The following is a 26,444-nucleotide window of genomic DNA, read 5'->3' as shown; positions in this document are numbered from 1 at the left end:
TAAGATCCCTGAAAGATGATCAGGTTGATAGGTTCGAGGTGGAAGCATGGTGACATGTGGAGCTGACGAATACTAATAGATCGAGGACTTAACCATATAATATGTAGCAATGTTATCTAGTTTTGAAGGAATATGCCTTCATAGTTTGGTGATGATGGCAGAGAGGTCACACCCGTTCCCATACCGAACACGGAAGTTAAGCTCTCTAGCGCCGATGGTAGTTGGGACCTTGTCCCTGTGAGAGTAGGACGTCGCCAAGCTATTTATATTGTCGCGGGGTGGAGCAGCACGGTAGCTCGTCGGGCTCATAACCCGAAGGTCGCAGGTTCAAATCCTGTCCCCGCAACCAAATGGTCCCGTGGTGTAGTGGTTAACATGCCTGCCTGTCACGCAGGAGATCGCCGGTTCGACCCCGGTCGGGACCGCCATTTATGTTGGCTCGGTAGCTCAGTCGGTAGAGCAGAGGACTGAAAATCCTCGTGTCGGCGGTTCGATTCCGTCCCGAGCCACCATTTTTTTTATGCCGGCTTAGCTCAATTGGTAGAGCAACTGACTTGTAATCAGTAGGTTGGGGGTTCAAGTCCTCTAGCCGGCATCATTTAGGGGCATAGTTTAAAGGTAGAACTGAGGTCTCCAAAACCTCCAGTGTGGGTTCGATTCCTACTGCCCCTGTAAAGTATATGGGCCTATAGCTCAGCTGGTTAGAGCGCACGCCTGATAAGCGTGAGGTCGATGGTTCGAGTCCATTTAGGCCCACCATATATTATTCCGCAGTAGCTCAGTGGTAGAGCTATCGGCTGTTAACCGATCGGTCGTAGGTTCGAGTCCTACCTGCGGAGCCATGGCCCGTTGGTCAAGTGGTTAAGACACCGCCCTTTCACGGCGGTAACACGGGTTCGAATCCCGTACGGGTCATACAAAAAAGAGTCAGCATTATGCTGGCTCTTTTTTATTTTGTTAATCCTTTTTATTGCGTTACTTTCCAGAAATAAATAAAGGAATTTTGGAAAAGCTATGGTATGTATAAAAAGGAGGAAATAAATAATGACACGAGTTAGAGACTTAATGAGTACCCATATTGTACATTGTACACCGCTAGACAATGTATATGAGGCAGCTGTTAAAATGAAGGAAGAATCAGTTGGATTAATTCCAGTTGTTGAAAATGAGCAAGTTGTTGGGCTTGTTACTGATCGTGATTTAGTCGTTCGAGGGATTGCTGAAAAACATCCTGGATCTAATAAAATTACAAATGTAATGACAACAAATATTATCTCAGTTTCTCCAAATGATTCTATTGAAAAAGCTACAGAGCTAATGGCACAGCATCAAATTAGACGATTACCAGTAGTTGATAGTGGTCAACTTATTGGCATGTTAGCACTAGGAGATTTAGCTATAAGGGAATCAGCAGATGATCAAGCTGGATTTGCCTTGAGCGAAATCTCAGAGCATACAGAGTAAATTGAAACTTTTATTAACCGAGAGTCTAATGGTCACTCATAAAGAGCTAAATTATATATAAAGTTCAGATACATTATTCTAGTATATATGGATTAAACTAATATGTTAGCGTGATGTATCTGAGACATTATATAATAAGGATACGGTTAATAATTTCGACAGTTTTTTTTAATTTGTTATTCTTCATTTTTAATAAGAGAAAAGATGATATACTGATAGATATAAGTATTATGAGGGATTTTGAATATAACAATATTAATTTTTAGTGGTGCGATAATAAATTAATATTTCCTACATAGATGAAAAGGGAAGGGGAATTATATGAAGGCTGTACAGGGCGATCCAAATTGGAATTTGGTTACAGATACATATATAGAACCAAATAATTTCGCTGAATTATTTTCTTTGCTTGTACCTTGTCACCCAAAAGGTCAGGGGAAAGAACGAACTATATTAGTATGGAAAGAAAAAGAATTTTATAAAGAAGAAAATTTAGCGGCATTTATCGTATATGGCATGAATAAAGCAAAGAAATTACCGCAGTTTCATAAAGATGAAATTCCAACTTTAGTGCGTATCCTTCGCTTATGCCAAGAGATTGGTTGGTATGAAGAGGCAAATGATTTTATGATAGCGCAAGGATTAGCTGAGTTTGTTCATACTTCATTGGAATATGAAACATGGGATCTTTTGACGCAATCAGTTGCTTTAAATTATTTAATTATTAAATATCGTATAGGTGAATTGACAGATAGGGATATTGAAATTTGGGATAGAGTTAAATTTAATGAGAAGTGTATAACCGATTGTAAACATTTATTATCTCATAAAGAAGTATTGGAATTTACATTCTTTTATATGTGCAAGAGAGCGAAATCATTATCAAAAGAGCAATTAAATAGTGATATGATGAGTTTAGCAATGTATTGTAATACTTTTGTATATGATTTGTATACACATGATTTATTACGGAAATATCGTAAGTGTACAGATTTCCTATCATATTATGGACCTAGTCAGGCAGTTTTAGCATGTCAAAGAGCTGTATTATCTCAAATTTCCGATCGCTTAGACCCATTAAAGACAACGCATGTAGATGATTATTTATATGTGATGAAAGAAATGATGGAGCATATGACGATAGGAGTAATGGATCGATACGGTCATTTTATTGGAAAGCTACTATCTTATGTGCCATTTTTCGAAATGATACAAGTTCCACAGCATGCATATTATTGTGAAGAATTACTGTATATTTGTAAGGGCATTGAATATAAAGAAGAAACACTACGCAATTATATATTTATACAATTACATGATTGTTTACCATCATTCTTTAGGCTATTTCTTAAAAATAAGCGTTACGCAACGATTCATGATATTCTTTTCTATTGGTGCGATGACGAACAACGAATGAGCTTAGAGAAAAAATATAATCTGAGCTTTATTTATGAAAAATATGCTTGTGGATAAACAATATTTTCGATATGAAAAATTAATATAAATTAAAAAGGATCTCCAGTTTATGTGAGATCCTTTTTTGTTAGTAAAACAAGGAGAAAGTGATTAAGACAAGAAACAACATTCCATATAGGAGAAGTTGTTCAGTATAACTTCCTTGTATACCAAAAAAATTATTGGCTTTCTTATACAAATTCAATATGTATTTTATTGGAGTATCTTTGAAAGATTGGTACACAGTGTCTCCTCTTTCTAAGCTTCTTGTTCTTGTTTTTGTTTATAAGGGACATTAATATATCTAGCTACAAATAATAAAACAGCCATAAAGAATACTGGAAATACAGTAGATAAATAAAAGCCATTACTAATTATATTTGTTATGAGAGCACTCAAAAGAAATATAGCATTATAAATATGGGCAATTTTTTGTTTTAGTTGCACTTGAAATGATTCCATCATAATTTCTAATGCAACAAAAGCAATAATAATAGATAAAAATACAATGTTTGTATTGTAAATGATTAAACAGCAGATTAAACCTAAAAAGGCTACGTATTCAATTATAAGAGGTATATTGCGTGGCATACAATTTACCTAACTAAATATGGCAGTGGATTTACTGCATTTGTTTTTTCAAAATTCCATTCTCCATTATGTAATTCAAAATGAAGATGTTGCCCGTATGAATGACCTGTGTTTCCCATATGACCTATTAATTGTCCAGTTTGTACTTGATCACCAGCTTGTACAGTGCGATCCTTCATATGAGCATAAACAGTTGTATATAATTTCCCATTGATTTGATGCGCAATGAAAACAACATTGCCATAGCTAGCTGAATAATAAGATTTCACAACTTTACCTGCAGCAGCAGCTTGGATAGAGACGTTTCCTGGAGCGGCAATATCTATACCATAATGCATTTGTTCCCAGCGTATATCAAAGGTTGAGCTAATTCTTCCTTGAGCAGGGAATTTGAAAGCAGCTGGAATTGATGAAGGTTGATCTGTTTTAGCTTGTGGTTGATTTTGTACTACATAGTGTTTTGCTACATATCCGTATCCTGTGCCAAAACGAATTTTATACCAAGTTCCTACAGTTTCTACTACTTGTACTTGTGTACCGTTTTGTAATGAACCGAGTAGAGCGCTACTTGTACTAGCGTTGCTACGTACATTTAGATTAGGTGTTGCAACAGTATATTTTGTATTATTTTGAACGGTGATTCCTTTTACTAAGGGTTGTGAACCATTAGAGATGAATGCTTTTTGTACGTAACCTGTTTGGCCATTATGCGATATTTTATACCATTCGCCTTGATCTTCTTGAACGGTAATAAACTTGCCATTTGGTAATACATCTAAAATGGAAGATTCTAAATTAGGTTCAGAGCGAACGTTTAATGCATTAGCATTAACGATGTATTGATCATTAGAATGAAGTTTGTTTTTTAGTAAAATAGTATCTTTTTGTACATAACCTACTTTATTATGAACAGATACTTTATACCACTCATTAGTTGTTTCAAGGATGTTCACTTTTGTATTAAAGCGAATTGTATCAATTGATGTGCTTTTTACGTTATCTTCTGTATGTAATGCTACTTGATCGACTTTGACATACCCAGTTTTAATATTAGATAATTGTTCAGCGTTTGCTTTTTGTACATTTGTTTCACCCATAGAAGGAAGTAAAGAAGCAATCGCTACAGTAGTTGCTGTTAAAGCAGTAGCTTTCATATTCATGGAATAGAGACCTCCTCTAGTTGTATAGTTGTAATTTTATTATAGTATAAAGATATAATATAGTGGGTGTATTCACATAAATGTAATATGAAATCAATATAAAAATAAATTTTTTGAGGATAATGATTCCTTCTTATGCAATTAATTGGGGTTTTATTTTCTAAAATAGAATGTATGTATTGTATAACTTTGATATTATGTTGATAATTAAGAAAATTAAAAAAGTTGATGATGTCTTATTAGGGTGTTATACTGACAGTGATAATTTTATAGTTTGCTAGGAGAGCTGGTGTTGCCAGCTGAGAGTAGGCCGTAAGCCTTTGATCCTTTTTATTACCTGATCTAGATTATGCTAGCGTAGGGAAGCAATTCGGACACTAACAATGAGTCCCCGTTTCTTTGCGTATAGAAACGGGGCTTTTTTATTTAAAAATTTCATATTGAAACCACTAGGGGTGCTTGATTTGCTGAGAGAGGAATAATCCTTAACCCTTACAACACCTGATCTAGGTAATACTAGCGAAGGGAAGTGGAACATCGAATAAATGTATAACTTTATTTGCTGTAACCACTTCTTATATATAGAAGTGGTTTTTTATTTAGATACATATATTGAAAGGGGATAGAGAAATGAAATTTTGCGATAGATTATTAGAAACTGTGCAACCGGTTTGGGAGATGAGTCATAATCATCCGTTTGTAGTGGGTATGGGAGATGGCACGTTAGAAAAAGATAAATTCCAGTATTATATTATTCAAGATTATTTATATCTGCTAGATTATGCAAAGTTATATGCGATTGGTGTTGTAAAAGCAACGAATCCACAAGTAATGGGAAAGTTCGCTGAACAAATTGATGGAATATTAAATGGCGAAATGACAATCCATAAACAATATGCAAAAAGACTTGGAATTTCTATAGAGGAGATAGAGTCTGCGAAACCATCTGCTAAAAATTTAGCTTATACAAATTACATGATGTCTGTATCTCAAAATGGCACACTTGCGGAATTAATAGCAGCGCTTCTTCCATGTATGTGGAGCTATTGGGAAATTGGAAAGCGTTTAAATGATATTCCTGGAGCAAGAGATCATGAGTTTTTTGGTGAGTGGATTCAAGGATATAGTTCGGAAGAATACGGTAATCTGTGTATTTGGTTAATAGATTTATTAAATAAAATGGCAGTTGGAAAGTCTGAGACAGAACTAGAAAGATTAGAGGAGATTTTCTTATATTCCAGTCGATTTGAATATTTATTCTGGGATATGTCCTATCGTAAGGAGATGTGGGGATTTGAGGAGCAAGAACATACTACAGTTTCATAATGTTTCTTTTCATTACGATGAGAAACCAATCATCCATGAATTAAATGCTTCTATACATGAGAAAGAGTTTGTCAGTATTATCGGACCGAGTGGATGTGGGAAAAGTACTTTATTTCGCCTTATTACAGGTCTAGAAAAGGTAAGTACTGGACAGATAGAACTGACAGAAACAAAGCACCATCCTGTAGGATATATGCCGCAAAAAGATATGCTTTTGCCGTGGAGAACAATTATTGAGAATGCTGCCCTGCCGCTAGAGTGCCAAGGTGTACAGAAGAAAGAAGCACAAGTAAAGGCAAAGGAACTGTTACATAAATTTGGTTTGCAAGGGTATGAGAAAAAATATCCGAAAGATTTATCTGGTGGTATGAGACAACGTGTATCTTTTATTCGAACTTTATTAACAGGCGGGGAAATATTGCTGTTAGATGAACCATTTAGTGCGTTGGATGCTTTAACGAAGACCTCTTTGCAAGAATGGTTGTTTGAACAATGGCAAGAGTGGGAAAAAACAATTTTATTCATTACTCATGATGTTGAAGAAGCGTTATTTCTTTCAAACCGAGTTTTAGTAGTGGAACAGCAGCCGATAACGACTTTGACTGAGCGGACTGTACCGCTTGATCATAACAGAACACGAAAAGATTTATATAAACCGGAAGTATTAGCGCTGAAAGATGAGCTTCTTAGTATGTTACAAAGGCAGGTACTTGTGTGATGAACCGATTGAAAGAATTAGTTCCTGCTATTACACTTTCTAGTATTTTACTAGCTGTGTGGGAAATAGGAGCAAGAATTGTAGATGAGATGTACATTTTACCGTCACCTTCTGCGATTGTAATGAAGATATGGAAACTAAAAGACATATTATTTACAGTTCATTTACCTGCAACGTTATACGTCGTTTTAATAGGTGTTGTTATCTCTATCGTATTAGGTGTAGGGCTAGCGATGTTAATGAATGCGAGTACATGGATGGAGAGAGCATTTTATCCATTATTAGTTGCTTCACAAACGATTCCGATTACTGCGCTTGCTCCGCTATTTGTTTTATGGTTTGGATACACAATTTGGAGTAAGGTTGTTGTCACAGTTTTAATTACGTTTTTCCCAATTGCGGTCAATACGTATGATGGACTGCGTAGTACGAAAAAAGAATGGGAGGAGCTCTTAGTTACATATGGAGCAACAAAAAGAGATATTTTTCTCAAATTAAAGTTGCCATCTGCTCTTCCTTATTTTTTCTCAGCTTTAAAAATTGCAGTTCCGCTTAGTGTTATCGGAGCAGCAATTGGAGAATGGCTCGGTGCACAAGCTGGGCTTGGATATTTCAGTAAGAGAATGATGACGCAGTTAGATGGAGCTGGCGTATTTGCACCTATTGTATTGTTATCATTATTAGCTATTTTCTTCGTCGTAATTATTTCCATATTAGAAAAGAAATTCATTAGTTGGAGGAAGTATTCATGAAATTTTTAAAGCGCATCTTTGTGTTTACATTATTAATTGCAATAATTGCAGGATGTTCGAGTAATTCAGCATCAGACAAAAGTAAAAAAGAGAAAGAAATAACAGTCATGTTAGATTGGTATCCAAATGCGGTACATAGCTTTATCTATGCAGCAATTGAAAAAGGATACTTTAAAGAAGAAGGTGTAAAGGTAAATATTAAATTCCCTTCTAATCCGACTGATCCATTAACGCTGGCAGCAGCAGGGAAGGTGACAGTTGGCTTGTATTATCAGCCAGATGTTGTTATGGCGAGAGCGAATGAGCAAATTCCAGTGAAATCAATTGGAGCTGTCGTACGTTCACCATTAAATCATGTTGTATCACTGAAATCAGCGGGCATTCGATCACCGAAAGATTTAGAAGGAAAAACAGTAGGATACTCTGGAACACCTTTAAGTGAGATGTATTTAAAAACGATGGTAAAAGAAGCTGGTGGTAATCCTGATACAGTGAAAGTAGTTGATGTTGGCTTTGATTTAGTACCAGCATTAATTACGAAGAAAGTAGATGCGGTAACAGGGGCATACATTAACCATGAAGTACCTGTTATGCGTCATGAAGGCCATGAACCAGCGTACTTTAATCCAGCTGATTACGGAGTACCAAACTACCATGAGCTTGTGTTTGTAACAGGTGATAAAACGTTGAAAAAAGATAAAGAAGCGTTGCAAGCTTTCTTACGTGGTACGAAAAAGGGCTATGATTTCATGAAGAAAAACCCAGATGAAGCATTGAATATTTTATTAAATCATCAAGAAAAAGAAAACTTCCCACTTGTGCCAGAAGTTGAAAAGGAAAGTATGAAAATTTTATTAGAGAAGATGGAAACGAAAGATGAGCCATTTTTATCAGATTCAAAAGAATCTTGGGAGAAACAAAATAAGTGGCTGAAGGACAAAGGAATGACGAAAGAAACCGTCCCAGCCGATGAACTATTCGAAAATATTTTAAAGTAGGCGAATGAATATGAAAAATGAGCTCCACGTAATCTCAAATGGCCATATGCCATTCGAAGAGTTAGTGAATGTAGCGATGCAAATTGAGAGTGAGATTGATTATTTGCATATTCGTGAGCGTGAGAAGAGTACGAAGGAATTATATGAAGGTGTGGAAAGTCTATTAATGGAGGGCTTTCCGGCTTCTAAAATTGTCATAAACGATCGAATTGATATTGCAATTTTATTAAATATACCTCGTGTTCAACTAGGATATCGAAGTACAGATGTAAAGTCAGTGAAAGAAAAGTTTTCGTATTTGCATGTCGGTTATTCTGTGCATTCGCTAGATGAAGCAATAGTAGCTTTTAAAAATGGAGCGGATTCACTCGTTTATGGCCATGTATTTCCGACAGATTGTAAAAAAGGTGTGCCAGCGAGAGGGCTTGAAGAAATTTCAGACATTGCAAGGTGTTTATCTATACCGATTACAGCAATTGGAGGAATTACCCCAGAAAACACAGTGGATGTTCTTACTAACGGTGTAAGTGGTATAGCAGTTATGTCTGGGATTATAAGTAGTAGTAACCCGTATAGCAAAGCGAAATCTTATAAGGAATCAATAAGAAAGTGGGCGGAAAAACATGTGTAAGAAGTATGATGTAGCGATAATTGGCGGTGGTGTAATTGGTAGTTCAGTTGCACATTTTCTAGCAGAAAGAGGACATAAAGTAGCGATTGTAGAGAAGCAACAGATTGCATCTGAAGCCTCGAAAGCAGCCGCTGGTTTACTTGGGGTGCAGGCAGAATGGGATGAATATGACCCGCTATTTGACCTTGCTAGAGAAAGCCGTGCTATATTTCCACAACTTGCAGCAGTTTTACGTGAAAAGACGGGTATTGATATTGGATATGAAGAAAAAGGAATTTATCGTATTGCTCAAAATGCAGATGAGAAGGAAAGAATTCTTCACATTATGGATTGGCAGCAGAAAACAGGTGAAGATTCTTATTTTCTAACGGGAGACCATGTGCGGGAAAAAGAGCCATATCTATCCGAATCTATTATAGGAGCAGTATATTATCCGAAAGACGGTCATGTTATTGCACCAGAGCTTACGAAAGCATTCGCACATTCTGCGGCAATTTCCGGTGCTGATATATATGAACAGGCAGAAGTATTTGATATCCGTATTGAAAATAATAAAGTGACTGGAGTTATTACAAGTGAAGGTATTGTCACATGTGAGAAAGTCGTTATTGCAGGTGGTTCATGGAGCACGAAGTTACTAGGTTATTTTCACCGTGATTGGGGTACATATCCAGTTAAGGGAGAAGTGGTTGCGGTAAGAAGTAGAAAACAACTTTTAAAAGCACCTATTTTTCAAGAAAGATTTTACATTACTCCAAAGCGCGGTGGACGTTACGTAATTGGGGCAACAATGAAGCCACATACGTTCAATAAAACTGTGCAGCCAGAAAGTATAACTTCTATATTAGAGCGTGCTTATACAATATTGCCAGCTTTAAAAGAAGCAGAATGGGAAAGCACGTGGGCAGGATTACGACCACAATCGAATCATGAAGCTCCTTATATGGGAGAGCATGAAGAAATAAAAGGTTTATATGCTTGCACGGGCCATTATCGAAACGGTATTTTATTAAGTCCTATTTCTGGTCAATATATGGCCGATTTAATAGAAGGAAAGCAAGAGAATCATTTGCTAGATTCATTGCTTTCTAGAAGCGTTTAGAAAGGGGATGGAAGTTTGAATTTAAAAATTAATGGTAACCAAATTGAAGTGCCAGCGAGTGTAAAAACAGTAGCTGAGCTACTTACACATTTAGAGTTAGATAACAGAATTGTTGTAGTAGAGCGTAATAAAGATATTTTACAAAAAGATGATCATACAGATACATCTGTTTTTGATGGAGACCAAATTGAGATTGTAACTTTCGTAGGAGGCGGTTGATTATGTTAAACATTGGACCATTTTCATTTCATTCTAGACTTTTATTAGGAACAGGTAAATTCCCTGATTTTGACGTACAGCAAAAGGCAATTGACGTTTCTGAAGCTGAAATTTTAACGTTTGCAGTACGTCGTATGGATATCTTTGATGCAAAGCAACCTAATTTATTAGAGAAACTTGATGTGAAAAAATATACGTTATTACCAAATACAGCAGGAGCAAAAAACGCTGAAGAGGCTGTTCGTATTGCAAAATTAGCAAAAGCCTCTGGGCTTTGTGACATGATAAAGGTAGAAGTTATTGGTGATGATAGAACGTTATTACCTGATCCGGTAGAAACGTTAAAGGCATCTGAAATGTTACTGGAAGAAGGATTTATCGTACTTCCGTATACATCTGATGATGTTGTATTAGCACGTAAATTACAAGAGCTTGGCGTGCATGCGATTATGCCAGGAGCATCTCCAATCGGATCAGGACTTGGTATTGTAAATCCATTAAATTTGAGCTTCATTATTGAACAAGCAACAGTACCAGTTATCGTTGATGCCGGTATTGGTAGCCCAGCTGATGCAGCATTTGCAATGGAATTAGGAGCAGATGGCGTGTTATTAAATACAGCTGTATCAGGAGCAAAAGATCCTATTAAAATGGCACAAGCAATGAAATTAAGTATTGAAGCAGGTCGTTTAGGATTTGAAGCAGGTCGTATTGCACGCAAGCGTTGTGCAACGGCAAGTAGTCCTTTAGAAGGAATGAGCGTAGTTGAATAATCGATATTCTCGCCAAGAACTATTTTCTCCAATTGGAGAAGAAGGACAGCAAAAGATAAGAGAAAAGCATGTGCTTATTATCGGTGCAGGTGCATTAGGTAGTGCAAATGCAGAGATGTTTGTAAGAGCAGGTGTTGGCAAGATAACAATTGTTGACCGTGATTATGTAGATTGGAGTAATTTACAAAGACAACAATTGTATGCAGAGAGCGACGTAAAGAATAATCTTCCAAAAGCTATAGCGGCTAAAAAACGTTTAGAAGAGATTAATAGTGATGTAACAATAGAAGCTCTCGTTCAAGATGTAACAGCTGAAGAGCTAGAAGAACTTGTTACAAATGTTGATGTAATTATTGATGCGACTGATAATTTTGAAACACGCTTTATTGTGAATGATATAGCACAAAAATATTCTATTCCATGGATTTACGGTGCATGTGTAGGTAGTTACGGTCTTTCTTACACAATCCTTCCTAGTAAAACACCATGTTTATCATGTTTATTACAGTCGATTCCGCTTGGCGGGGCAACATGTGATACAGCGGGTATTATATCACCTGCTGTATCTCTTGTCGTTTCTCATCAAGTAACAGAAGCTCTTAAACTGTTAGTAGAAGATTACGAATCACTTCGAGATGGGCTTGTATCGTTTGATATGTGGAAGAATGAGTATTCATGTATGAATGTGCAAAAGCTTCGCCAGCATAATTGTCCTTCATGCGGAGAGAATGCATTATATCCGTATTTAAATAAAGAGAACACATCAAAAACAGCAGTTTTATGCGGGCGAAATACAGTTCAAATTAGACCACCTCATAAAGAGGAAATGAATTTTGAACAATATAAAGAGTTGTTGGAAGGTCGTGTGAATGATTTAAATATAAATCCATATTTACTATCATTTTCTATTGAAGACAAGAGGTTAGTCGCCTTTAAAGATGGCCGTGTGCTCGTACATGGAACGAAAGATATAAGCGAAGCAAAAACGATTTATCATCGCTATTTTGGATAGAAAAGGATGAGTGGGATGAAAGTGAATAAAGCTTTAACAATTGCAGGGTCTGATAGCGGCGGCGGTGCTGGAATTCAGGCAGATTTAAAAACATTCCAAGAGCTTGGTGTATACGGAATGACGGCTATTACGGCAATTACTGCTCAAAACACGCTTGGCGTTCAAGGGGTATATCCTGTTCCGTTAGAAGGTATTACAGAACAGTTGAATTCAATTGGTACGGATTTAACACCAGATGCAGTGAAACTAGGAATGTTATTTAGTAGTGAAATAATTCAAATTGTTGCAGAACAAATTAAAAAGTTTGGCTGGAATAATATTGTGCTAGATCCCGTTATGATTGCAAAAGGCGGTGCATCATTATTACAGCAAGAAGCAGTTCAAGCATTAAAAGAATATTTATTACCAGTAGCAACTGTTATAACACCGAATGTCCCAGAAGCAGAAGTGTTAACTGGGATGGAGATTCATAATGTTGAAGATAGTAAGGAAGCTGCAAAAGTATTGCACGAATTAGGTGCTAAATATGTGCTTATGAAGGGCGGACATGCAGAATATCAAGGTAATGAAGTAATTGATTTCCTCTTTGATGGAGAAGAATTTATTGAGTTTAGAAGCGAGCGAATTCCTTCAAAGCAAACGCATGGAAGTGGGTGTACATTTGCTTCAGCGGTTACAGCAGGACTTGCGAAAGGATACTCAATTCAAGATGCTGTTCAAGAAGCAAAACGATTTATTAGTATAGCAATTGAAGAGCCATTGAATATTGGTAGTGGCCATGGACCGACGAATCATTTTGCATATAAAGTGAATAGAACGCGTGCATAGGTAAGTGAAAAGCCAGTTTTATAACTGGCTTTTTTTCTGTTTACTTTTTCAAAATACAGGAGTAATATATCAGCCAGAATACATTTTTTTGTAAACGCTGAGTCCAATTATATGGAGCGGAGGAACCAATTTGTGCGTAGGCACTAGGGGTGAATCTTTCAAGTTTGAAAGTAGGGCTACTCTCAAAGTCCGAATCCGACAGCTAACTTCGTAAGCGTCTTGAGAGAGGACGGTGCCATGATGGATACATCACTTCATCGATCTGATTAGTATAGGGGAATATCAATCTATGTTTGATTTCTTTTATACTAAGGAGGATGAGGTACATGGAACTAACACTTATTTGTGTTGGAGAAGAAAGTAAGGTAGATAGTTTAAGAGATCTAGTATCATTTCAACATGAGTTAATTATTTTTACAGCAAATGAAGAGATAGCGGCTGAAGTTAGGAATTGTGGGTTTGATTGGACTTATAGCTGCAGTAAGGAGCAGGACTTTACTAGTATTTGTGAGTGTATTAAGAAGGTGATTTTACTAGGGGATGAGCTTCCAATCGTTAGTTTTTTCACAGAACACATTCGCTTTTCTTTTCAAGCACCTATTACTGTTGTTACAAGGAATAAACGATATCCAGCGAGGCTCTATGAAACAATTGGAGCTAAGTTTGTCGTGTTTACAAATTGTGATAATATTTCTTTTTTATTTTTTGAATAGGGCGGGGGAAGAAATGATGAAGGTATTATTACTTGGAGATATAGCAAATCGTTGGGCAGTATCGGTAGAGCGAGTTCAAGAATTGGTTCAGATCGATCCCCTTTTTCCAGGGCCGTATATTATATTACCATCAAAAGATGCTTTGTATTTAGAGGTGGATATTACCGAGTATGAGCAGCTACATGCAGAATTGACACAAGTTTATATTCGCGGGAGAAATTTACGTGCATTTTTACGAGGAGAATAAAGGTTGAATAAAAAGAGCGAATGCTGAGTGCAACAAGCTATGCACTTCATCTCATTCGCTCTTTTTATTTCATATTTAAAAGGTCATTTTTAAGAAAAGAGAAGAGAAATAAAGAAAATAGATGAAATAATAGTAATAATCTTCAATGTAAGCGTTTAAATGAATGTAAATATTATTATTTTCAGTAATTTACCCCTTTACAAGTGAAATATAGAGGAGTATATTTACTCTCATAAATCATTCATAAAATTTCCAAAAAAACCTAAAATCGCTGAGTTCCAGAAATGGAGCGGGGGAACCAATTTTGTGCATCGTCACTTGGGGTGAATCTTTCAGTTTTGAAAGTAGGGCTACTCTTTAGGCCCGAATCCGACAGCTAACCTCGTAAGCGTTTAGAGAGGAGGTTTACTTTTTGTTGTTCATTTTTTGAACACTGAGTAGAGCTCAGTGTTCTTTTTTAATATTTAAATGGTAAATTTTAACAAAAATAAAGCGAGGGATAGCTATGTTAGATGTTGTAATGGTCGGGATTTTTATTTTATTAGTTGCATCGATGGCAAGTCTTGCAAGTTGGTCAGATAAAGTTGTGAAAGAAGGAAAGCAATCATGATGATTGTCTTATCGGTTATTGTCGTAGCAATTACAGTGTATTTAGTGTATGCATTATTAAATCCAGAGAAGTTTTAATTAGGGGGAATCATTCATTATGATTTGGGTTGCAGTCATTATTACAATGCTCTTGTTTATTTTAGTAGCAAAGCCAACGGGGGTTTATTTAGAAAAAGCTTTTCAAGGTAGCAAAACGCTAGATAAAGTATTCGGGCCTTTTGAAAAACTTATTTTTAAAATTACGGGTGTAAAAGAATACAATCAAACGTGGAAACAGTACGCATTATCACTAGTTTTACTCAACGGATTTATGATTGTTATTGTATATTTCATTTTCAGATTACAAGGTGTGTTGCCGCTAAATCCAGCGCATATTGAAGGGATGGAGCCTACGCTCGCTTTTAATACAGCGATTAGTTTTATGGCTGATACAAATTTACAGCATTATAGCGGTGAAAATGGTTTATCCTATTTATCACAATTAATCGGGATTACATTTTTAATGTTTGCGGCACCAGCAACGACATTAGCGCTCGTTATGGCTTTTATAAGAGGACTTGCTGGAAAAGAACTTGGTAACTTTTTCGTTGATTTTACGAGAGCGTTAACGAGAGTGTTTCTTCCTATCGCATTTATTGCGGCACTAGTTTTTGTCGCACTTGGCGTACCGCAAACGTTAGATGGAGCGGTTACAGCACAAACGATTGATGGGGCAAAACAAAGTATATTACGTGGACCTGTTGCATCATTTGTTTCCATTAAGGAACTTGGAAATAACGGCGGTGGATTTTTCGGAGCAAACTCTACGCATCCTTTTGAAAATCCAGGGCAAATGAGTAATATTTTGCAAATGATGCTTATGATGTTATTACCAACAGCACTTCCATTTACGTACGGACGAATGGTAGGAAATAAAAAACAAGGTCGCATCCTTTTCGTGTCACTATTTATGGTATTTTTACTAGGGTTTATAACGATTACGACATCTGAACTAAACGGGAACCCGGCATTAAATGGAATGGGTATCGAACATGTACAAGGAAGTACAGAAGGGAAAGAAGTACGATTTGGAACAGTATTTTCTTCACTATACGCAACAGTAACGACAGCTGCTGAAACTGGGGCTGTTAATACGATGCATGATACGTTAACACCAATTGGCGGTCTAGTTCCACTTGTAAATATGATGTTAAATACAGTGTATGGCGGCGTTGGAGCAGGCTTTGTAAACATTATTATGTATGCAATTATCGCGGTGTTTATATCTGGGTTAATGGTTGGACGGACACCAGAGTTTTTAGGTAAAAAGATTGAAGGTAAGGAAATGAAATTAATCGCGGTCACGATTTTATTTCATCCATTGCTCATTTTAGGATTTTCGGCATTAGCTCTTTCAACAAATTTAGGGACGGATGCTATCTCTCATTCCGGTTTTCATGGTTTAACGCAAGTTGTATATGAATATACATCGTCAGCTGCGAATAACGGATCTGGATTTGAAGGATTAGGAGATAATACACCGTTTTGGAATATTACGACTGGTTTAGTTATGTTTTTAGGACGCTACTTCAGTTTAATTACGATGCTAGCAGTGGCAGCTTCGCTGAAAGAAAAAACGGTAGTGCCAGAAACAGTCGGAACGTTCCGTACAGATAATAGTTTATTTGGTGGCATCTTCATCGGAACAATTGTAATTGTCGGTGCATTAACATTCTTCCCGATGTTAGTACTCGGTCCAATTGCAGAATTTCTTACATTGAAGTAATGGAGGGTAAATGATGAGACCGGTAGTAGTAAAAGAAAAACAATTAAATGAGTCACAAATACATGCTGTAGAAGATGAAGTTAGACAAGCGAAAACGATGGATCGTGATATCGTAACACATGCGATGAAGCAATCCGTTGCGAAATTGAATCCGAAAGTCATGATAAAGAATCCGATTATGTTCGTTGTGGAAATTGGATTTATCATTACGTTCATTTTATCTTTTCTTCCAAGTAGTTCTAGTAGTATACCAGGTTGGTTTAATATAACAGTTTCTCTCATTCTATTATTTACAGTTTTATTTGCGAATTTTGCAGAAGCATTAGCAGAAGGTCGTGGTAAAGCGCAAGCCGATTCTTTAAAGCAGTCGAAGAAAGATGTGTTTGCAAATGTAGTAAAAGAAAATGGAGACATTGTCCAAGTTTCAGCAACTGATCTTACAAAAGGTGACGTTGTTATCGTAAAACAAGGAGAAATGATTCCGAATGATGGCGAAGTAATCAAAGGATTAGCATCTGTAGATGAATCTGCAATTACAGGGGAATCAGCTCCTGTTATAAAAGAAGCAGGCGGTGATTTTTGTTCCGTAACAGGTGGAACGATGGTCGTAAGTGATGAAATTACAATTGTCATTACGAGTAATCCTGGTGAATCATTTATCGACAAAATGATTTCTTTAGTAGAAGGAGCTGCTCGTCAAAAAACGCCGAATGAGATTGCTTTAAATACAGTATTAACGAGCTTAACTCTTATTTTCTTGATCGTCGTTGTGACGTTGCCGATTTTTACAAATTATTTAGGGTTTCAAATTGATACTGCTGTGCTAGTTGCATTATTAGTTTGTTTAATTCCAACGACAATTGGTGGTTTGCTATCAGCGATTGGTATTGCTGGGATGGACCGGGTGACAAAATTTAACGTGTTAGCGATGTCAGGGAAAGCAGTAGAAGCTGCGGGCGATATTAATACAATTATTTTAGATAAAACAGGTACGATTACTTTTGGGAACCGGATGGCTCATACATTATTACCTGTAGGAAATGAAACGATTGAGCAAGTTGGAAAGTGGGCCGCTATTAGTTCTGTTTTAGATGAAACACCAGAAGGTCGATCTGTTATCGAGTATGTGCAGGGAAAATCTATATCATATAATAGAGAACTTGCAGAACAAGGTGAGTTTGTTCCGTTTAAAGCAGAAACGAGAATGAGTGGTGTTGATTTACAAGACGGAACGAAAGTGAGAAAAGGTGCTGTAGGTGCCGTTATTGAATGGGTTGAGTCACAAGGCGGAATAATTCCGAAAGATGTAAATCAAAAAGCAGACTTAATTTCAAAAGAGGGCGGAACACCACTTGTAGTTGCAGTAGATAATCGTATTTACGGTTTAATTTATTTAAAGGATACAGTAAAACCGGGTATGCGTGAGCGTTTTGAACAGTTACGCCAAATGGGGATTAAAACGGTTATGTGTACAGGTGATAATCCGTTAACGGCAGCAACGATTGCAAAAGAAGCTGGAGTAGATGAATTCGTTGCTGAGTGTAAACCGGAAGATAAAATTGCTGTTATTAAAGCAGAGCAAGATAAAGGGAAACTTGTAGCGATGACAGGTGATGGTACAAATGATGCTCCGGCATTAGCGCAGGCCGACGTTGGATTAGCGATGAACAGTGGTACGACAGCAGCGAAAGAAGCGGCCAACATGATTGATCTAGACTCGAATCCAACGAAAATTATTGAGGTTGTAGGAATTGGTAAGCAATTGTTAATGACGCGAGGTGCGTTAACGACGTTTAGTATTGCGAATGATATAGCGAAATATTTTGCAATCATTCCAGCAATGTTTACACTTGCGATTCCGCAAATGGAAGCATTGAACATTATGAAATTAACATCACCACTGTCAGCGATTTTATCAGCATTAATATTTAACGCTGTTATTATTCCATTACTCATTCCGTTAGCGATGAAAGGTATTGCATATAAACCGATGAGTTCTAATGCATTGCTTAGCCGAAACTTACTTATTTATGGGCTTGGTGGAGTTATCGTTCCGTTCATTGGAATTAAGGTAATTGATATGATTGTCGGCTTGTTTATATAAGGAAGAGGGGAAAAAGATGGAGAAGAAACAAAGTATACTATCACCAATTATCCGTATTACTTTTACATTTCTAGTATTGTGTGGACTTGTATACCCACTTATTGTTACTGGTATTGCACAAGCAGTGATGAAGGATAATGCGGATGGAAGTCTAATATATAATGATAAAAATGAAGTGATTGGTTCTAAATTAATTGGTCAAAACTTCACGGATCCACGTTATTTTCAAGGGCGTGTTTCTAGTATTGAATATAAGGCTGAAGCATCTGGTTCAAATAACTATGCACCATCTAATCCAGATTTAGCAAAGCGAGTAGAGAAAAGTATTGCGGACTGGAAGGAAAAAAATCCAGCTGTTCCAGTTACAGAAGTACCGATAGATTTAGTGACAAATTCAGGTTCAGGGCTTGATCCTGATATTAGTCCAAAGGCGGCCTCGGTGCAGGTGAATCGCATCTCAAAATTAACGAATATTCCGAAAGAAAAACTTAATCAATTGATTAAAGATCAAACAGAAGGTGCTGCGCTTGGTTTATTTGGAGAGACCCGCGTAAACGTCTTAAAGCTAAATTTGGCATTACAGAAATTAATGAAATAGTAACAGTGCTACCTCAATCTAATGGATTGAGGTAGCGTTGTTTCGAATGAAAGGTAGTGTTTATTTTGTATGCAGATGATTATGAACCGAAGTTTCAAAGGCGAACGCCAGAGGAATATTTAGAATATATTCGTCAGCAAAATCGCGGAAAGTTAAAGCTATATGTCGGAGCAGCTCCAGGCGTAGGAAAAAGTTATAAAATGCTCTTTGATGCAAGAGAAATGAAAAAAGATGGAATTGATATTGTAATTGGTTTAATTGAAACGCATGGAAGAAAAGAGACGGAAGAAGCAATTGCTGATTTAGAAAAAGTTCCTTTAAAAGAAATACAGTATAAAGGAAAGGTATTTTATGAGCTTGATGTGGAAGGAATAAAAAAACGCGCGCCGCAAGTAGTCGTAGTGGATGAACTTGCTCATAGTAATGTTCCTGGTTCTAAATATAAGAAACGTTATATGGATGTGCAGGAATTGTTAGAGGCTGGTATATCGGTATTATCAGCTTTTAATATTCAACATTTAGAAAGTGTTCATGATATTGTAGCTCAAATTACGAATGTAAAAGTAAGAGAACGAATTCCAGATTTTATTTTACAAAAAGCAAATGAAATTCAGCTCGTTGATGCAACGCCTGAGGTATTAAGGAAGAGACTAATAGACGGAAAGATATATAAAGAAGAAAAAATTCAGCAAAGCTTACAAAACTTCTTTACACTTAATAATTTAGGAGCACTTAGGGAATTATCACTTCGAGAAGTTGCTGATGATATGGACGAGAAAATTAGCCAAACAGTAATAGAACCAATTGGCGTAAAAGAAAAAATTCTCGTTTGTGTACAATACAGTTCAACAGCGGAGAAATTAATAAGACGGGGATGGCGCATGGCTGATCGGTTAAATGCTGAATTGTACGTATTAAACGTTGAGAGGGAAAATATAGATTCTATTTCAGCTGGAAAAAAGCAGACGATTGAAGAGTGGAAATCGTTAACCAATCAATTTGATGCGAGTTTTGTATTAGAAGAGGCGAAAGGGAGAAAACCAGCGGATGTTATTATTGAAGTCGCAAGAAGATTACAAGTGACGCAAATTTTACTTGGACAATCTGCAAGAACAAGGTGGGAAGAAATACGAAAAGGCTCTATTGTAAATGAAATTATGAGACAAACAAAGTATATTGATATTCATATTGTTGCGGATCAAAGAGGGTAAAATAGAGCCGACATTTTGGGGGCTCTATTTTAATTTTTGTACAGCATGAAAACTTAGCATTTTCATTGCATATAAGATTACAAGTAAAAACATAATTGCGCCTAGGAAGAAAATCCAAAAGTAATTTTGGTTAAATAAAAGAAATCCACCTATAAGTGGCCCTGTACCCATACCAAGATAGCGGATGAAGTTGTATATACCGATAGCTGTTGCACGTTCTTGTACGAATTCTTCTGTTAATAAAGTAGTGTGAGTTGGCATAGAAAGTCCCATACTAAAACCGTACAAAGATGTAACGATAATGATGAAGGGGATATTGATGCTATATGTGAAAGAGAATAAAACGACACATATAATATTGAAGAAACTCGTAATAAATAAAGCTTGCTTTGTTGTGAGGCGTTTTTGCAAAAACTTGTAGCAAAAACTTCCTAGCATGATAGAAAGAGACATTGGTACAAACATAAGACCAATTTTATTTACAGTTAAATGAAATGAATTTGTTAAAATACTCGGTAAAAAAACGAGAAAGCAAAAGTAAATACAAAATTGAATGAAGCCAATAAGAGTAATAGAAAATCCAGTTTTATTTTTTAAGATAAGAGAGTAATTCTTTTGTGCTTTAGACTGCTTAATTACATTTGGCTTTGTTTCTGGAAGTAGTGAAATGTTTATCATTAATAAGATAATGCCAAGTGTAGATAAAAAGAGAAATACAGATAAGTGACCATTTATACTGCCAAGATAACCACCTATGAGAGGAGCCATTGCAGGTGCGAGGGCAAGTAACATTTGGTATAGGCTCATCGCTTCTCCGCGTTCTTTTCCTTCAAATAAATCGCCGATAATCGTTGCTGAAACTACAGGTATAGCCGCTATTCCTATAGCTTGAACAGCTCTAAAAAAGAGAAATAAATAAATGTTTGCCGAAAAAGCACATCCGATTGAAGCAATCGTACTAATAATTAAACTAGGAATAAGGACAGATTTTCTCCCTTTTGTATCAATTAAAGGGCCATATATGAGCTGCATAATCGCAAGAACGAATGTAAAAAGTGAAACTGTTACATTTACAAGATAAAGAGAAGTATGAAAAGAATTTTGAATCATCGGTAAGATAGGTGTGTAAATATTTTGAGCGAAGGAACCGAATAAGGCACTAATACAGATAACATATAAAATGAAATTTAGTTTAGATTTTTTCATCTTGTTAACCCCCTTGTAATTTAGTTTCCTAGGAAACTAAATTTATTTTAACATGATTTTCTCACTTGTAAAGATGAAAAAATAATTTTAAAATGGTATATAGTTAAATTGTTTCTTCGGAAACTTAGGAGGCGAACGGATTGAAGCATGCAACGAAGCAAATGGAAATACTGTCGGACATTCGTACACTTTTGCATAAAAAAGAAGAACATTTAAAACGACAAAACGAGAAGTTTCTTCGTGAGACAGGTGTAAGTAGTATGTCTTTATCTGAGTTACATGTAATCGAATGTATCGGAAAAAATGGTTTGATGAATGTAACGGCAATTACGACAGAAATGGGCATGACGAAGGGAGCAATCTCTAAAATTTGTACAAAGTTGTTTCAAAAGCAATTCGTTGAGAAGATGCAAATGTTAGATAATCAAAAAGAAATCTTCTTCCGCTTAACGGAAAGTGGGAATGAAATATATAAAGCTCATGAAAAATTGCATAAGCAAGCTGAAGAAAAGTGGTTGTTACTTTTAGATGGATATACGAAAGAAGAGCAAGACTTTATTCAAAGGTTTATAAAGGATGTCTCCAATCATTTGGAAATATAATTGGAAGAAAAAACTCCTTCTTCTCAAGTCTTTTAAATATAATTTCTGAAAGAACTCATATATAATAGAAAAAGATACTTAACATGGTGAATAATTAAAGAGTCAATATATATAGAGGAGAGAGTAACATGCTTGAAAATACGGGGTTAGTATTAGAAGGCGGCGGTATGCGTGGTGTGTACACGGGCGGGATATTAGAATACTTTATGGAACAAGATTTATATTTTCCATATGTAATCGGTGTATCAGCTGGTGCTTGTCATGCAGCGTCGTATCTTTCCAGACAAAGAAATAGAAATAAAACGGTCAATATTGATTATGCATCACATCCGAAATATTTATCGTATAAAAACTTATGGAGAAAACGTCAGCTATTTGATATGGATTTCATTTTTCATGAAATTCCAGAAAAGTATGTGCCGTTTGATTTTGAAACATACTTTAATAGCCCGGAACGTTTCCTTGTAGGAACGACGGATTGTGAAACAGGGCAATCTGTTTATTTTGAAAAAGAAGGAACGAATGATGATGCGCTAAATTTATTACAAGCGTCTAGTTCATTGCCTTTCATTGCACCGGTAGTAAATTACCGCGGTAAACAACTGTTAGATGGCGGGATTTCTGATCCAATTCCAGTTCGTAAAGCGCAAGAGGATGGATTTAAAAAATCAGTCGTTATTTTAACGAGAAATCATGGCTACGCGAAGAAAAAATCAAGGTTTGGATGGGTTGCAGCGAAAGCTTATAAAAAATATCCGAACCTTGTTAACACGATGCTGAATCGTTATGAAGTGTATAATGAAACACTTCACTATATTGAAAAAGAAGAACAAGCTGGCAATTTATTTGTTATTCGCCCAGAAGTGCCGCTTCAAGTAGATCGTATGGAAAAAGATACAGCAAAACTACAAAATTTATACGAGCAAGGCTATGAAGATGCAAAGAGACAGTTTGCAGATTTAAAGGCGTTCTTGCAAAAATAAGTATTAGGCTGCGGAGAAGAGTTTCTCCGCAGCTTTTTTATATTGCTACTTATACGTTACTTTTTAAAAATGTATGAATGTTTAAGTGTTTAAAGAGTTTGTAAAACACCGGGGTTTCTTGTTGAGGAGAATTTATTTGAAGGATATTATGATGATGTAGCGCTACTAAACTATTAAATTTATGAGGTGATTGTTAATGAAAGGAAAAGTTTTTTCAATTACGACTTTAGTATTATTAGCAACATCAACCTCAACAAGTGCATTCTATCCAACTCTAAGCGGTAACCTACTATATTAGATGATTATACAGTTGTTGACAATGTAATGCTTCCGCTTATATATAGAAGAATTTCTCATAAGAAACGTATGCAAATATCAAAAAAAATGCTGAAAATGGTAGGGCTTGAGAGGCATATTAACAAATATCCTTACGAGTTATCAGGAGGAGAACAGCAAAGAACAGCAATAGCAAGGGCTTTAGCACAAGATACAAAAATTATACTTGCTGATGAACCGACTGGTGCTCTTGATCAAGAAAATGGGGAGAAAATTATGAGTATTTTACAAGAGATTAATAAAGAAGGAAAAACAGTGCTAGTTGTTACACATGATCAAAAGGTAGCTGCATATTGTCAGAGGACGATACGGTTACTTGATGGTTGTATGGTATAATATGGATAATGTTATGTGAAGAGGTGATACATATGGAAAATGTCTATAAAGGACTTAGGCATATTGGGTTTATTATGATGTTTATTTTTGGTAGCGTATTTTTACTTCGCTGGTTTATTCATGATGAAATGTTAATAGATCAACTTATTGGTTTTAGTGTGGGCATAGTAATGGTTATTTCATCAGTTTTCATTCAAAAGTATAGTAAAGAATTAAAGGTAGAAGAGAAGTATTAAAAGGTTATAACCTTCTTCATATTTTGAATGATTGTTGTAAAAGAAAAGTAGAGCATCGGATTTCGATGCTCTACTTTTTTAATGTGGTAAGAATATCAATTGATAAGCAAACAAAATTCCAAATACATATACAAGTGGGTGAACAGCACGGAATTTACCTTTTGCCACTTTCATAAGTGGATATGAAATAAATCCAAGTGCGATACCTGTTGCGATACTTGATGTAAGAGGCATGCTTAAGATTACTAAAAATGCTGGGAATGCTTCATCAAATGCGTCCCAATCGATGTGGCGAACTGAACCCATCATAAGACTACCAACGATAATTAATGATGGAGCAGTAATAGCTGATACACCAGAGACAGCACTTACTAATGGTCCGAAGAATGCTGCTAGTGCGAATAGAACAGCTACTGTAACAGTTGTTAAACCAGTACGACCACCAGCTGCAACACCAGCAGATGATTCAATGTAAGCTGTTGATGGTGTCGTTCCGAACATAGAACCAATAGTTGCTGAGAATGAGTCAGATAGAAGAGCTCGTCCAGCTTTTGGGAGTTTTCCGTCTTTCATAAATCCACCTTGTTGAGCTACCCCAAGTAATGTACCTGTTGTATCAAATAATGTAACAAGGAAGAATGAAAATACAACGCCGTATAATCCATAGTTAATTACGTCAGATACAGCAGTAATTGGATTTGAAACGATAATTCCTTCTGGTAATCCAGGCATTGATGTAACACCGTTTGAGAATGTTAATTGTCCTGTGAGGAAAGCGATAATACCAGTTAATAGCATACCGATAAATAGTGCGCCATTTACATTTAAAGACATAAGGATAATAGTAATTCCAAGTCCAGCTAATGCTAGTAGAACTGGAGCAGAGTGAAGATCACCAAGTCCAACTAAGTTTGCATCATTTTTTGTAACGATACCAGTTAATCGTAAACCGATAAAGGCGATAAATAACCCGATACCAGCAGTAATTGCATGTTTTAAGTTTTCAGGAATTGCTTCCATTAATTTTGTACGGAAAGATGTAAATGATAGCAAAATTAAAATCATACCTGCTACGAATACAGCAGAGAATGCAATTGCGAAAGTCATGCCTTCATGCGCTTTTACAACAGAGTAAGAGAAGTAAGCATTTAATCCCATACCTGGCGCGATTGCGATTGGTAAGTTTGTAAAGATTGCCATAAATAATGTTCCGACAACAGCAGCAATAATTGTTGCTGTAAATGCTTGTTCAAATGGAACACCTGCATCTCCAAGGATAACAGGGTTTACGACAATGATATATGCCATTGTTAAGAAGGTAATAATACCTGCCATAATTTCAGTTTTAATAGAAGTTTTATGTTTTGAAAGGTTAAACATATAAACATCCTTTCTGTTTACGAATAATTTTCACAACAGTTATATATAATATTCGTTTTTTATCTATTTTGCAATAGTTTTGCATAAAAAGTTTATAACAATTCATATTTTGTGTCTTAAATTCGAATATTAATCGTAAACCGATGTGTGAATTTCAGCTTTTTATTGTGCACATGCTAAGGAAAAGGAGTTGAAAGCAGCTATGCCACAGCAAAAAAACTTTATAACAATGCCTGCGCAACATCAAAATAAGCAGCCTGGTATTGAATCATTAATGAATCCTCTACCACAGTTTGAAGATCCCAATTATAAAGGTAGCGAAAAGTTAAAAGGAAAGAATGTATTAATTACAGGGGGAGATAGCGGAATTGGACGAGCAGTTTCCATCGCTTTTGCAAAAGAAGGAGCAAATGTTGCGATTGCTTATTTAGATGAGGAAGAAGATGCTAATGAGACGAAGCAATATGTTGAGAAAGAAGGTGTAAAGTGTGTATTGTTGCCGGGTGATTTAAGTGATGAACAGCATTGTAAAGATGTTGTTCAAGAGACCGTCCAGCAGCTAGGTAGTTTACAGGTTTTAGTAAATAATGTCGCGCAGCAATATCCGCAGCAAGGACTAGAGTATATTACAGCAGAACAGCTAGAAAAGACTTTTCGTATTAATATTTTTTCTTATTTTCACGTTGCGAAAGCAGCCCTTTCTCATTTGAAGAAAGGGGATGTCATTATAAATACGGCATCTATCGTTGCATATGAAGGAAATGAAACGTTAATTGATTATTCCGCGACGAAAGGAGCAATCGTAGCTTTTACAAGATCACTTTCTCAATCGTTAGTGCAAAAAGGGATTCGGGTAAATGGTGTTGCACCAGGACCGATTTGGACACCGCTTATTCCATCGAGCTTTGATGAGAAGAAAGTCTCTCAGTTTGGGAGCAATGTCCCAATGCAAAGGCCTGGTCAACCATATGAGTTAGCGCCGGCATACGTATATTTAGCGTCTGGTGATTCTTCTTATGTTACTGGACAAATGATACATGTAAATGGGGGCGTTATTGTAAATGGATAGTTTTCATTTATAAGAGCAAA

28 protein-coding genes, 8 tRNA genes, 2 rRNA genes, 1 pseudogene and 4 riboswitches are annotated in these 26,444 nt (G+C 36.2%); of the genes and pseudogenes, 35 read left to right on the top strand and 4 right to left on the bottom strand.

The genetic code is table 11. The features are described from left to right. The 12 genes from AU379_RS23570 to AU379_RS23515 form a co-directional block, all read left to right on the top strand. Positions 1-96, top strand: a 23S ribosomal RNA gene (locus AU379_RS23570); the annotation flags it as partial. Between the two features lie 48 nt (positions 97-144). Further along, positions 145-260, top strand: a 5S ribosomal RNA gene (gene rrf, locus AU379_RS23565). 12 nt (positions 261-272) lie between these two features. Next, positions 273-349 (top strand) — tRNA-Met (locus tag AU379_RS23560). Between the two features lie 3 nt (positions 350-352). After that, positions 353-428 (top strand) — tRNA-Asp (locus tag AU379_RS23555). Positions 429-436: 8 nt separating this feature from the next. Next, a tRNA-Phe gene (locus tag AU379_RS23550) sits at positions 437-512 on the top strand. Positions 513-522: 10 nt separating this feature from the next. Then, a tRNA-Thr gene (locus AU379_RS23545) sits at positions 523-595 on the top strand. Between the two features lie 6 nt (positions 596-601). After that, positions 602-672, top strand: a tRNA-Trp gene (locus AU379_RS23540). A 10-nt stretch (positions 673-682) separates the two neighbouring features. Next, positions 683-759 (top strand) — tRNA-Ile (locus AU379_RS23535). Between the two features lie 8 nt (positions 760-767). Continuing rightward, a tRNA-Asn gene (locus AU379_RS23530) sits at positions 768-842 on the top strand. 1 nt (position 843) lies between these two features. Next, positions 844-915, top strand: a tRNA-Glu gene (locus tag AU379_RS23525). Positions 916-1,044: 129 nt separating this feature from the next. After that, positions 1,045-1,464 carry a CBS domain-containing protein gene (locus tag AU379_RS23520; RefSeq protein WP_000199010.1) on the top strand — a complete coding sequence of 140 codons (420 nt, stop codon included), beginning with the start codon at positions 1,045-1,047 and terminating at the stop codon, positions 1,462-1,464. Positions 1,465-1,785: 321 nt separating this feature from the next. Further along, the gene (locus AU379_RS23515) at positions 1,786-2,937 is read left to right on the top strand and encodes a DUF3965 domain-containing protein (protein ID WP_000648920.1); all 1,152 of its coding nucleotides are present in this window, start codon (positions 1,786-1,788) and stop codon (positions 2,935-2,937) included. 240 nt (positions 2,938-3,177) lie between these two features. Here AU379_RS23515 and AU379_RS23510 read toward each other — a convergent pair whose 3' ends face one another. Both AU379_RS23510 and AU379_RS23505 read right to left on the bottom strand, forming a co-directional pair. Further along, complete coding sequence (locus AU379_RS23510) at positions 3,178-3,510, bottom strand: hypothetical protein (RefSeq protein ID WP_001137821.1); 333 nt, start codon at positions 3,508-3,510, stop codon at positions 3,178-3,180. A 5-nt stretch (positions 3,511-3,515) separates the two neighbouring features. Further along, positions 3,516-4,670 carry an SH3 domain-containing protein gene (locus AU379_RS23505; protein WP_001056034.1) on the bottom strand — a complete coding sequence of 385 codons (1,155 nt, stop codon included), beginning with the start codon at positions 4,668-4,670 and terminating at the stop codon, positions 3,516-3,518. A gap of 269 nt (positions 4,671-4,939) precedes the next feature. Then, positions 4,940-5,051: riboswitch (TPP riboswitch) on the top strand. A gap of 60 nt (positions 5,052-5,111) precedes the next feature. After that, positions 5,112-5,215: riboswitch (TPP riboswitch) on the top strand. 85 nt (positions 5,216-5,300) lie between these two features. On the opposite strand from AU379_RS23505, the gene tenA reads away from it, so the two are divergent. The 18 genes from tenA (at position 5,301) to kdpDN (ending at position 20,276) form a co-directional block, all read left to right on the top strand. Continuing rightward, positions 5,301-5,996, top strand: a complete 696-nt coding sequence (tenA, locus tag AU379_RS23500; protein ID WP_000666830.1) for a thiaminase II — start codon at positions 5,301-5,303, stop codon at positions 5,994-5,996. Then, positions 5,965-6,714, top strand: coding sequence for an ABC transporter ATP-binding protein (locus AU379_RS23495; protein ID WP_001256793.1), 750 nt, complete (start codon positions 5,965-5,967; stop codon positions 6,712-6,714). The genes tenA and AU379_RS23495 overlap by 32 nt, the downstream gene beginning before the upstream one ends. Next, positions 6,714-7,466, top strand: a complete 753-nt coding sequence (locus tag AU379_RS23490) for an ABC transporter permease (RefSeq protein WP_001080856.1) — start codon at positions 6,714-6,716, stop codon at positions 7,464-7,466. The genes AU379_RS23495 and AU379_RS23490 overlap by 1 nt, the downstream gene beginning before the upstream one ends. Continuing rightward, a complete protein-coding gene (locus AU379_RS23485) occupies positions 7,463-8,464 on the top strand; it encodes an ABC transporter substrate-binding protein (RefSeq protein ID WP_000670418.1) in 1,002 nt (333 codons plus the stop codon). The genes AU379_RS23490 and AU379_RS23485 overlap by 4 nt, the downstream gene beginning before the upstream one ends. Positions 8,465-8,474: 10 nt before the next feature. Continuing rightward, positions 8,475-9,095 carry a thiazole tautomerase TenI gene (gene tenI / locus AU379_RS23480; RefSeq protein WP_000787169.1) on the top strand — a complete coding sequence of 207 codons (621 nt, stop codon included), beginning with the start codon at positions 8,475-8,477 and terminating at the stop codon, positions 9,093-9,095. Beyond that, on the top strand, positions 9,088-10,197 hold the full coding sequence (gene thiO / locus AU379_RS23475; RefSeq protein ID WP_000335182.1) for a glycine oxidase ThiO: 1,110 nt from the start codon (positions 9,088-9,090) through the stop codon (positions 10,195-10,197). Before tenI ends, thiO begins: the two co-directional genes overlap by 8 nt. A 15-nt stretch (positions 10,198-10,212) precedes the next feature. Next, the gene (gene thiS, locus AU379_RS23470; RefSeq protein ID WP_001049502.1) at positions 10,213-10,416 is read left to right on the top strand and encodes a sulfur carrier protein ThiS; all 204 of its coding nucleotides are present in this window, start codon (positions 10,213-10,215) and stop codon (positions 10,414-10,416) included. Between the two features lie 2 nt (positions 10,417-10,418). After that, entirely contained in the window at positions 10,419-11,189 is a 771-nt protein-coding gene (gene thiG, locus AU379_RS23465; protein WP_000931981.1) for a thiazole synthase, read from the top strand. After that, a complete protein-coding gene (gene thiF, locus AU379_RS23460; RefSeq protein WP_001065422.1) occupies positions 11,182-12,201 on the top strand; it encodes a thiazole biosynthesis adenylyltransferase ThiF in 1,020 nt (339 codons plus the stop codon). The genes thiG and thiF overlap by 8 nt, the downstream gene beginning before the upstream one ends. A 15-nt stretch (positions 12,202-12,216) precedes the next feature. Next, positions 12,217-13,029, top strand: a complete 813-nt coding sequence (thiD, locus tag AU379_RS23455; RefSeq protein ID WP_000867377.1) for a bifunctional hydroxymethylpyrimidine kinase/phosphomethylpyrimidine kinase — start codon at positions 12,217-12,219, stop codon at positions 13,027-13,029. 85 nt (positions 13,030-13,114) lie between these two features. Further along, a riboswitch (cyclic di-AMP (ydaO/yuaA leader) is annotated at positions 13,115-13,262 on the top strand. Between the two features lie 93 nt (positions 13,263-13,355). Continuing rightward, positions 13,356-13,742: a hypothetical protein gene (locus tag AU379_RS23450; RefSeq protein ID WP_000424067.1), complete on the top strand. Its 387-nt coding sequence runs from the start codon at positions 13,356-13,358 to the stop codon at positions 13,740-13,742. 13 nt (positions 13,743-13,755) lie between these two features. Beyond that, a complete protein-coding gene (locus AU379_RS23445) occupies positions 13,756-13,989 on the top strand; it encodes a hypothetical protein (RefSeq protein WP_001985933.1) in 234 nt (77 codons plus the stop codon). A gap of 259 nt (positions 13,990-14,248) precedes the next feature. Continuing rightward, positions 14,249-14,394, top strand: a riboswitch (cyclic di-AMP (ydaO/yuaA leader). A gap of 100 nt (positions 14,395-14,494) precedes the next feature. Further along, positions 14,495-14,599 carry a SipW-dependent-type signal peptide-containing protein gene (locus AU379_RS23440; RefSeq protein ID WP_000887894.1) on the top strand — a complete coding sequence of 35 codons (105 nt, stop codon included), beginning with the start codon at positions 14,495-14,497 and terminating at the stop codon, positions 14,597-14,599. Further along, positions 14,596-14,676 carry a K(+)-transporting ATPase subunit F gene (gene kdpF, locus AU379_RS23435; RefSeq protein ID WP_000973729.1) on the top strand — a complete coding sequence of 27 codons (81 nt, stop codon included), beginning with the start codon at positions 14,596-14,598 and terminating at the stop codon, positions 14,674-14,676. The genes AU379_RS23440 and kdpF overlap by 4 nt, the downstream gene beginning before the upstream one ends. Positions 14,677-14,695: 19 nt before the next feature. Further along, on the top strand, positions 14,696-16,363 hold the full coding sequence (kdpA, locus tag AU379_RS23430) for a potassium-transporting ATPase subunit KdpA (RefSeq protein WP_025709923.1): 1,668 nt from the start codon (positions 14,696-14,698) through the stop codon (positions 16,361-16,363). A gap of 13 nt (positions 16,364-16,376) precedes the next feature. Continuing rightward, positions 16,377-18,467 carry a potassium-transporting ATPase subunit KdpB gene (gene kdpB, locus AU379_RS23425; protein WP_044584148.1) on the top strand — a complete coding sequence of 697 codons (2,091 nt, stop codon included), beginning with the start codon at positions 16,377-16,379 and terminating at the stop codon, positions 18,465-18,467. A 16-nt stretch (positions 18,468-18,483) separates the two neighbouring features. Continuing rightward, entirely contained in the window at positions 18,484-19,065 is a 582-nt protein-coding gene (gene kdpC, locus AU379_RS23420; RefSeq protein ID WP_000412596.1) for a K(+)-transporting ATPase subunit C, read from the top strand. 56 nt (positions 19,066-19,121) lie between these two features. After that, complete coding sequence (gene kdpDN / locus AU379_RS23415) at positions 19,122-20,276, top strand: KdpD-like non-kinase potassium sensor (RefSeq protein ID WP_001999108.1); 1,155 nt, start codon at positions 19,122-19,124, stop codon at positions 20,274-20,276. 24 nt (positions 20,277-20,300) lie between these two features. Here kdpDN and AU379_RS23410 read toward each other — a convergent pair whose 3' ends face one another. Beyond that, the gene (locus tag AU379_RS23410; protein ID WP_000748710.1) at positions 20,301-21,482 is read right to left on the bottom strand and encodes an MFS transporter; all 1,182 of its coding nucleotides are present in this window, start codon (positions 21,480-21,482) and stop codon (positions 20,301-20,303) included. Positions 21,483-21,622: 140 nt separating this feature from the next. Between AU379_RS23410 and AU379_RS23405 the strand changes: the two genes are divergently transcribed. From AU379_RS23405 to AU379_RS23390, 4 genes and pseudogenes are all read left to right on the top strand, one after another. Further along, positions 21,623-22,084, top strand: coding sequence for a MarR family transcriptional regulator (locus tag AU379_RS23405; protein WP_000679679.1), 462 nt, complete (start codon positions 21,623-21,625; stop codon positions 22,082-22,084). Between the two features lie 128 nt (positions 22,085-22,212). After that, positions 22,213-23,067 (top strand): patatin-like phospholipase family protein, encoded by an 855-nt coding sequence (locus tag AU379_RS23400; protein ID WP_000892691.1) that lies wholly within the window; start codon positions 22,213-22,215, stop codon positions 23,065-23,067. 288 nt (positions 23,068-23,355) lie between these two features. Further along, positions 23,356-23,739: pseudogene (locus tag AU379_RS23395) on the top strand (ATP-binding cassette domain-containing protein); the annotation flags it as partial. 32 nt (positions 23,740-23,771) lie between these two features. Then, positions 23,772-23,975 carry a hypothetical protein gene (locus AU379_RS23390; RefSeq protein ID WP_000432804.1) on the top strand — a complete coding sequence of 68 codons (204 nt, stop codon included), beginning with the start codon at positions 23,772-23,774 and terminating at the stop codon, positions 23,973-23,975. 78 nt (positions 23,976-24,053) lie between these two features. Here AU379_RS23390 and AU379_RS23385 read toward each other — a convergent pair whose 3' ends face one another. Then, on the bottom strand, positions 24,054-25,355 hold the full coding sequence (locus tag AU379_RS23385; RefSeq protein WP_000482712.1) for an NCS2 family permease: 1,302 nt from the start codon (positions 25,353-25,355) through the stop codon (positions 24,054-24,056). 202 nt (positions 25,356-25,557) lie between these two features. Here AU379_RS23385 and AU379_RS23380 point away from each other — a divergent pair, with 202 nt between their 5' ends. Beyond that, a complete protein-coding gene (locus AU379_RS23380; protein ID WP_001136259.1) occupies positions 25,558-26,424 on the top strand; it encodes an SDR family oxidoreductase in 867 nt (288 codons plus the stop codon). Positions 26,425-26,444: the final 20 nt, after the last annotated feature.

This window comes from Bacillus sp. JH7, assembly GCF_001563515.1.
GTDB lineage: Bacteria > Bacillota > Bacilli > Bacillales > Bacillaceae_G > Bacillus_A > Bacillus_A cereus.
This window is presented reverse-complemented; position numbering and strand designations above follow the sequence as displayed.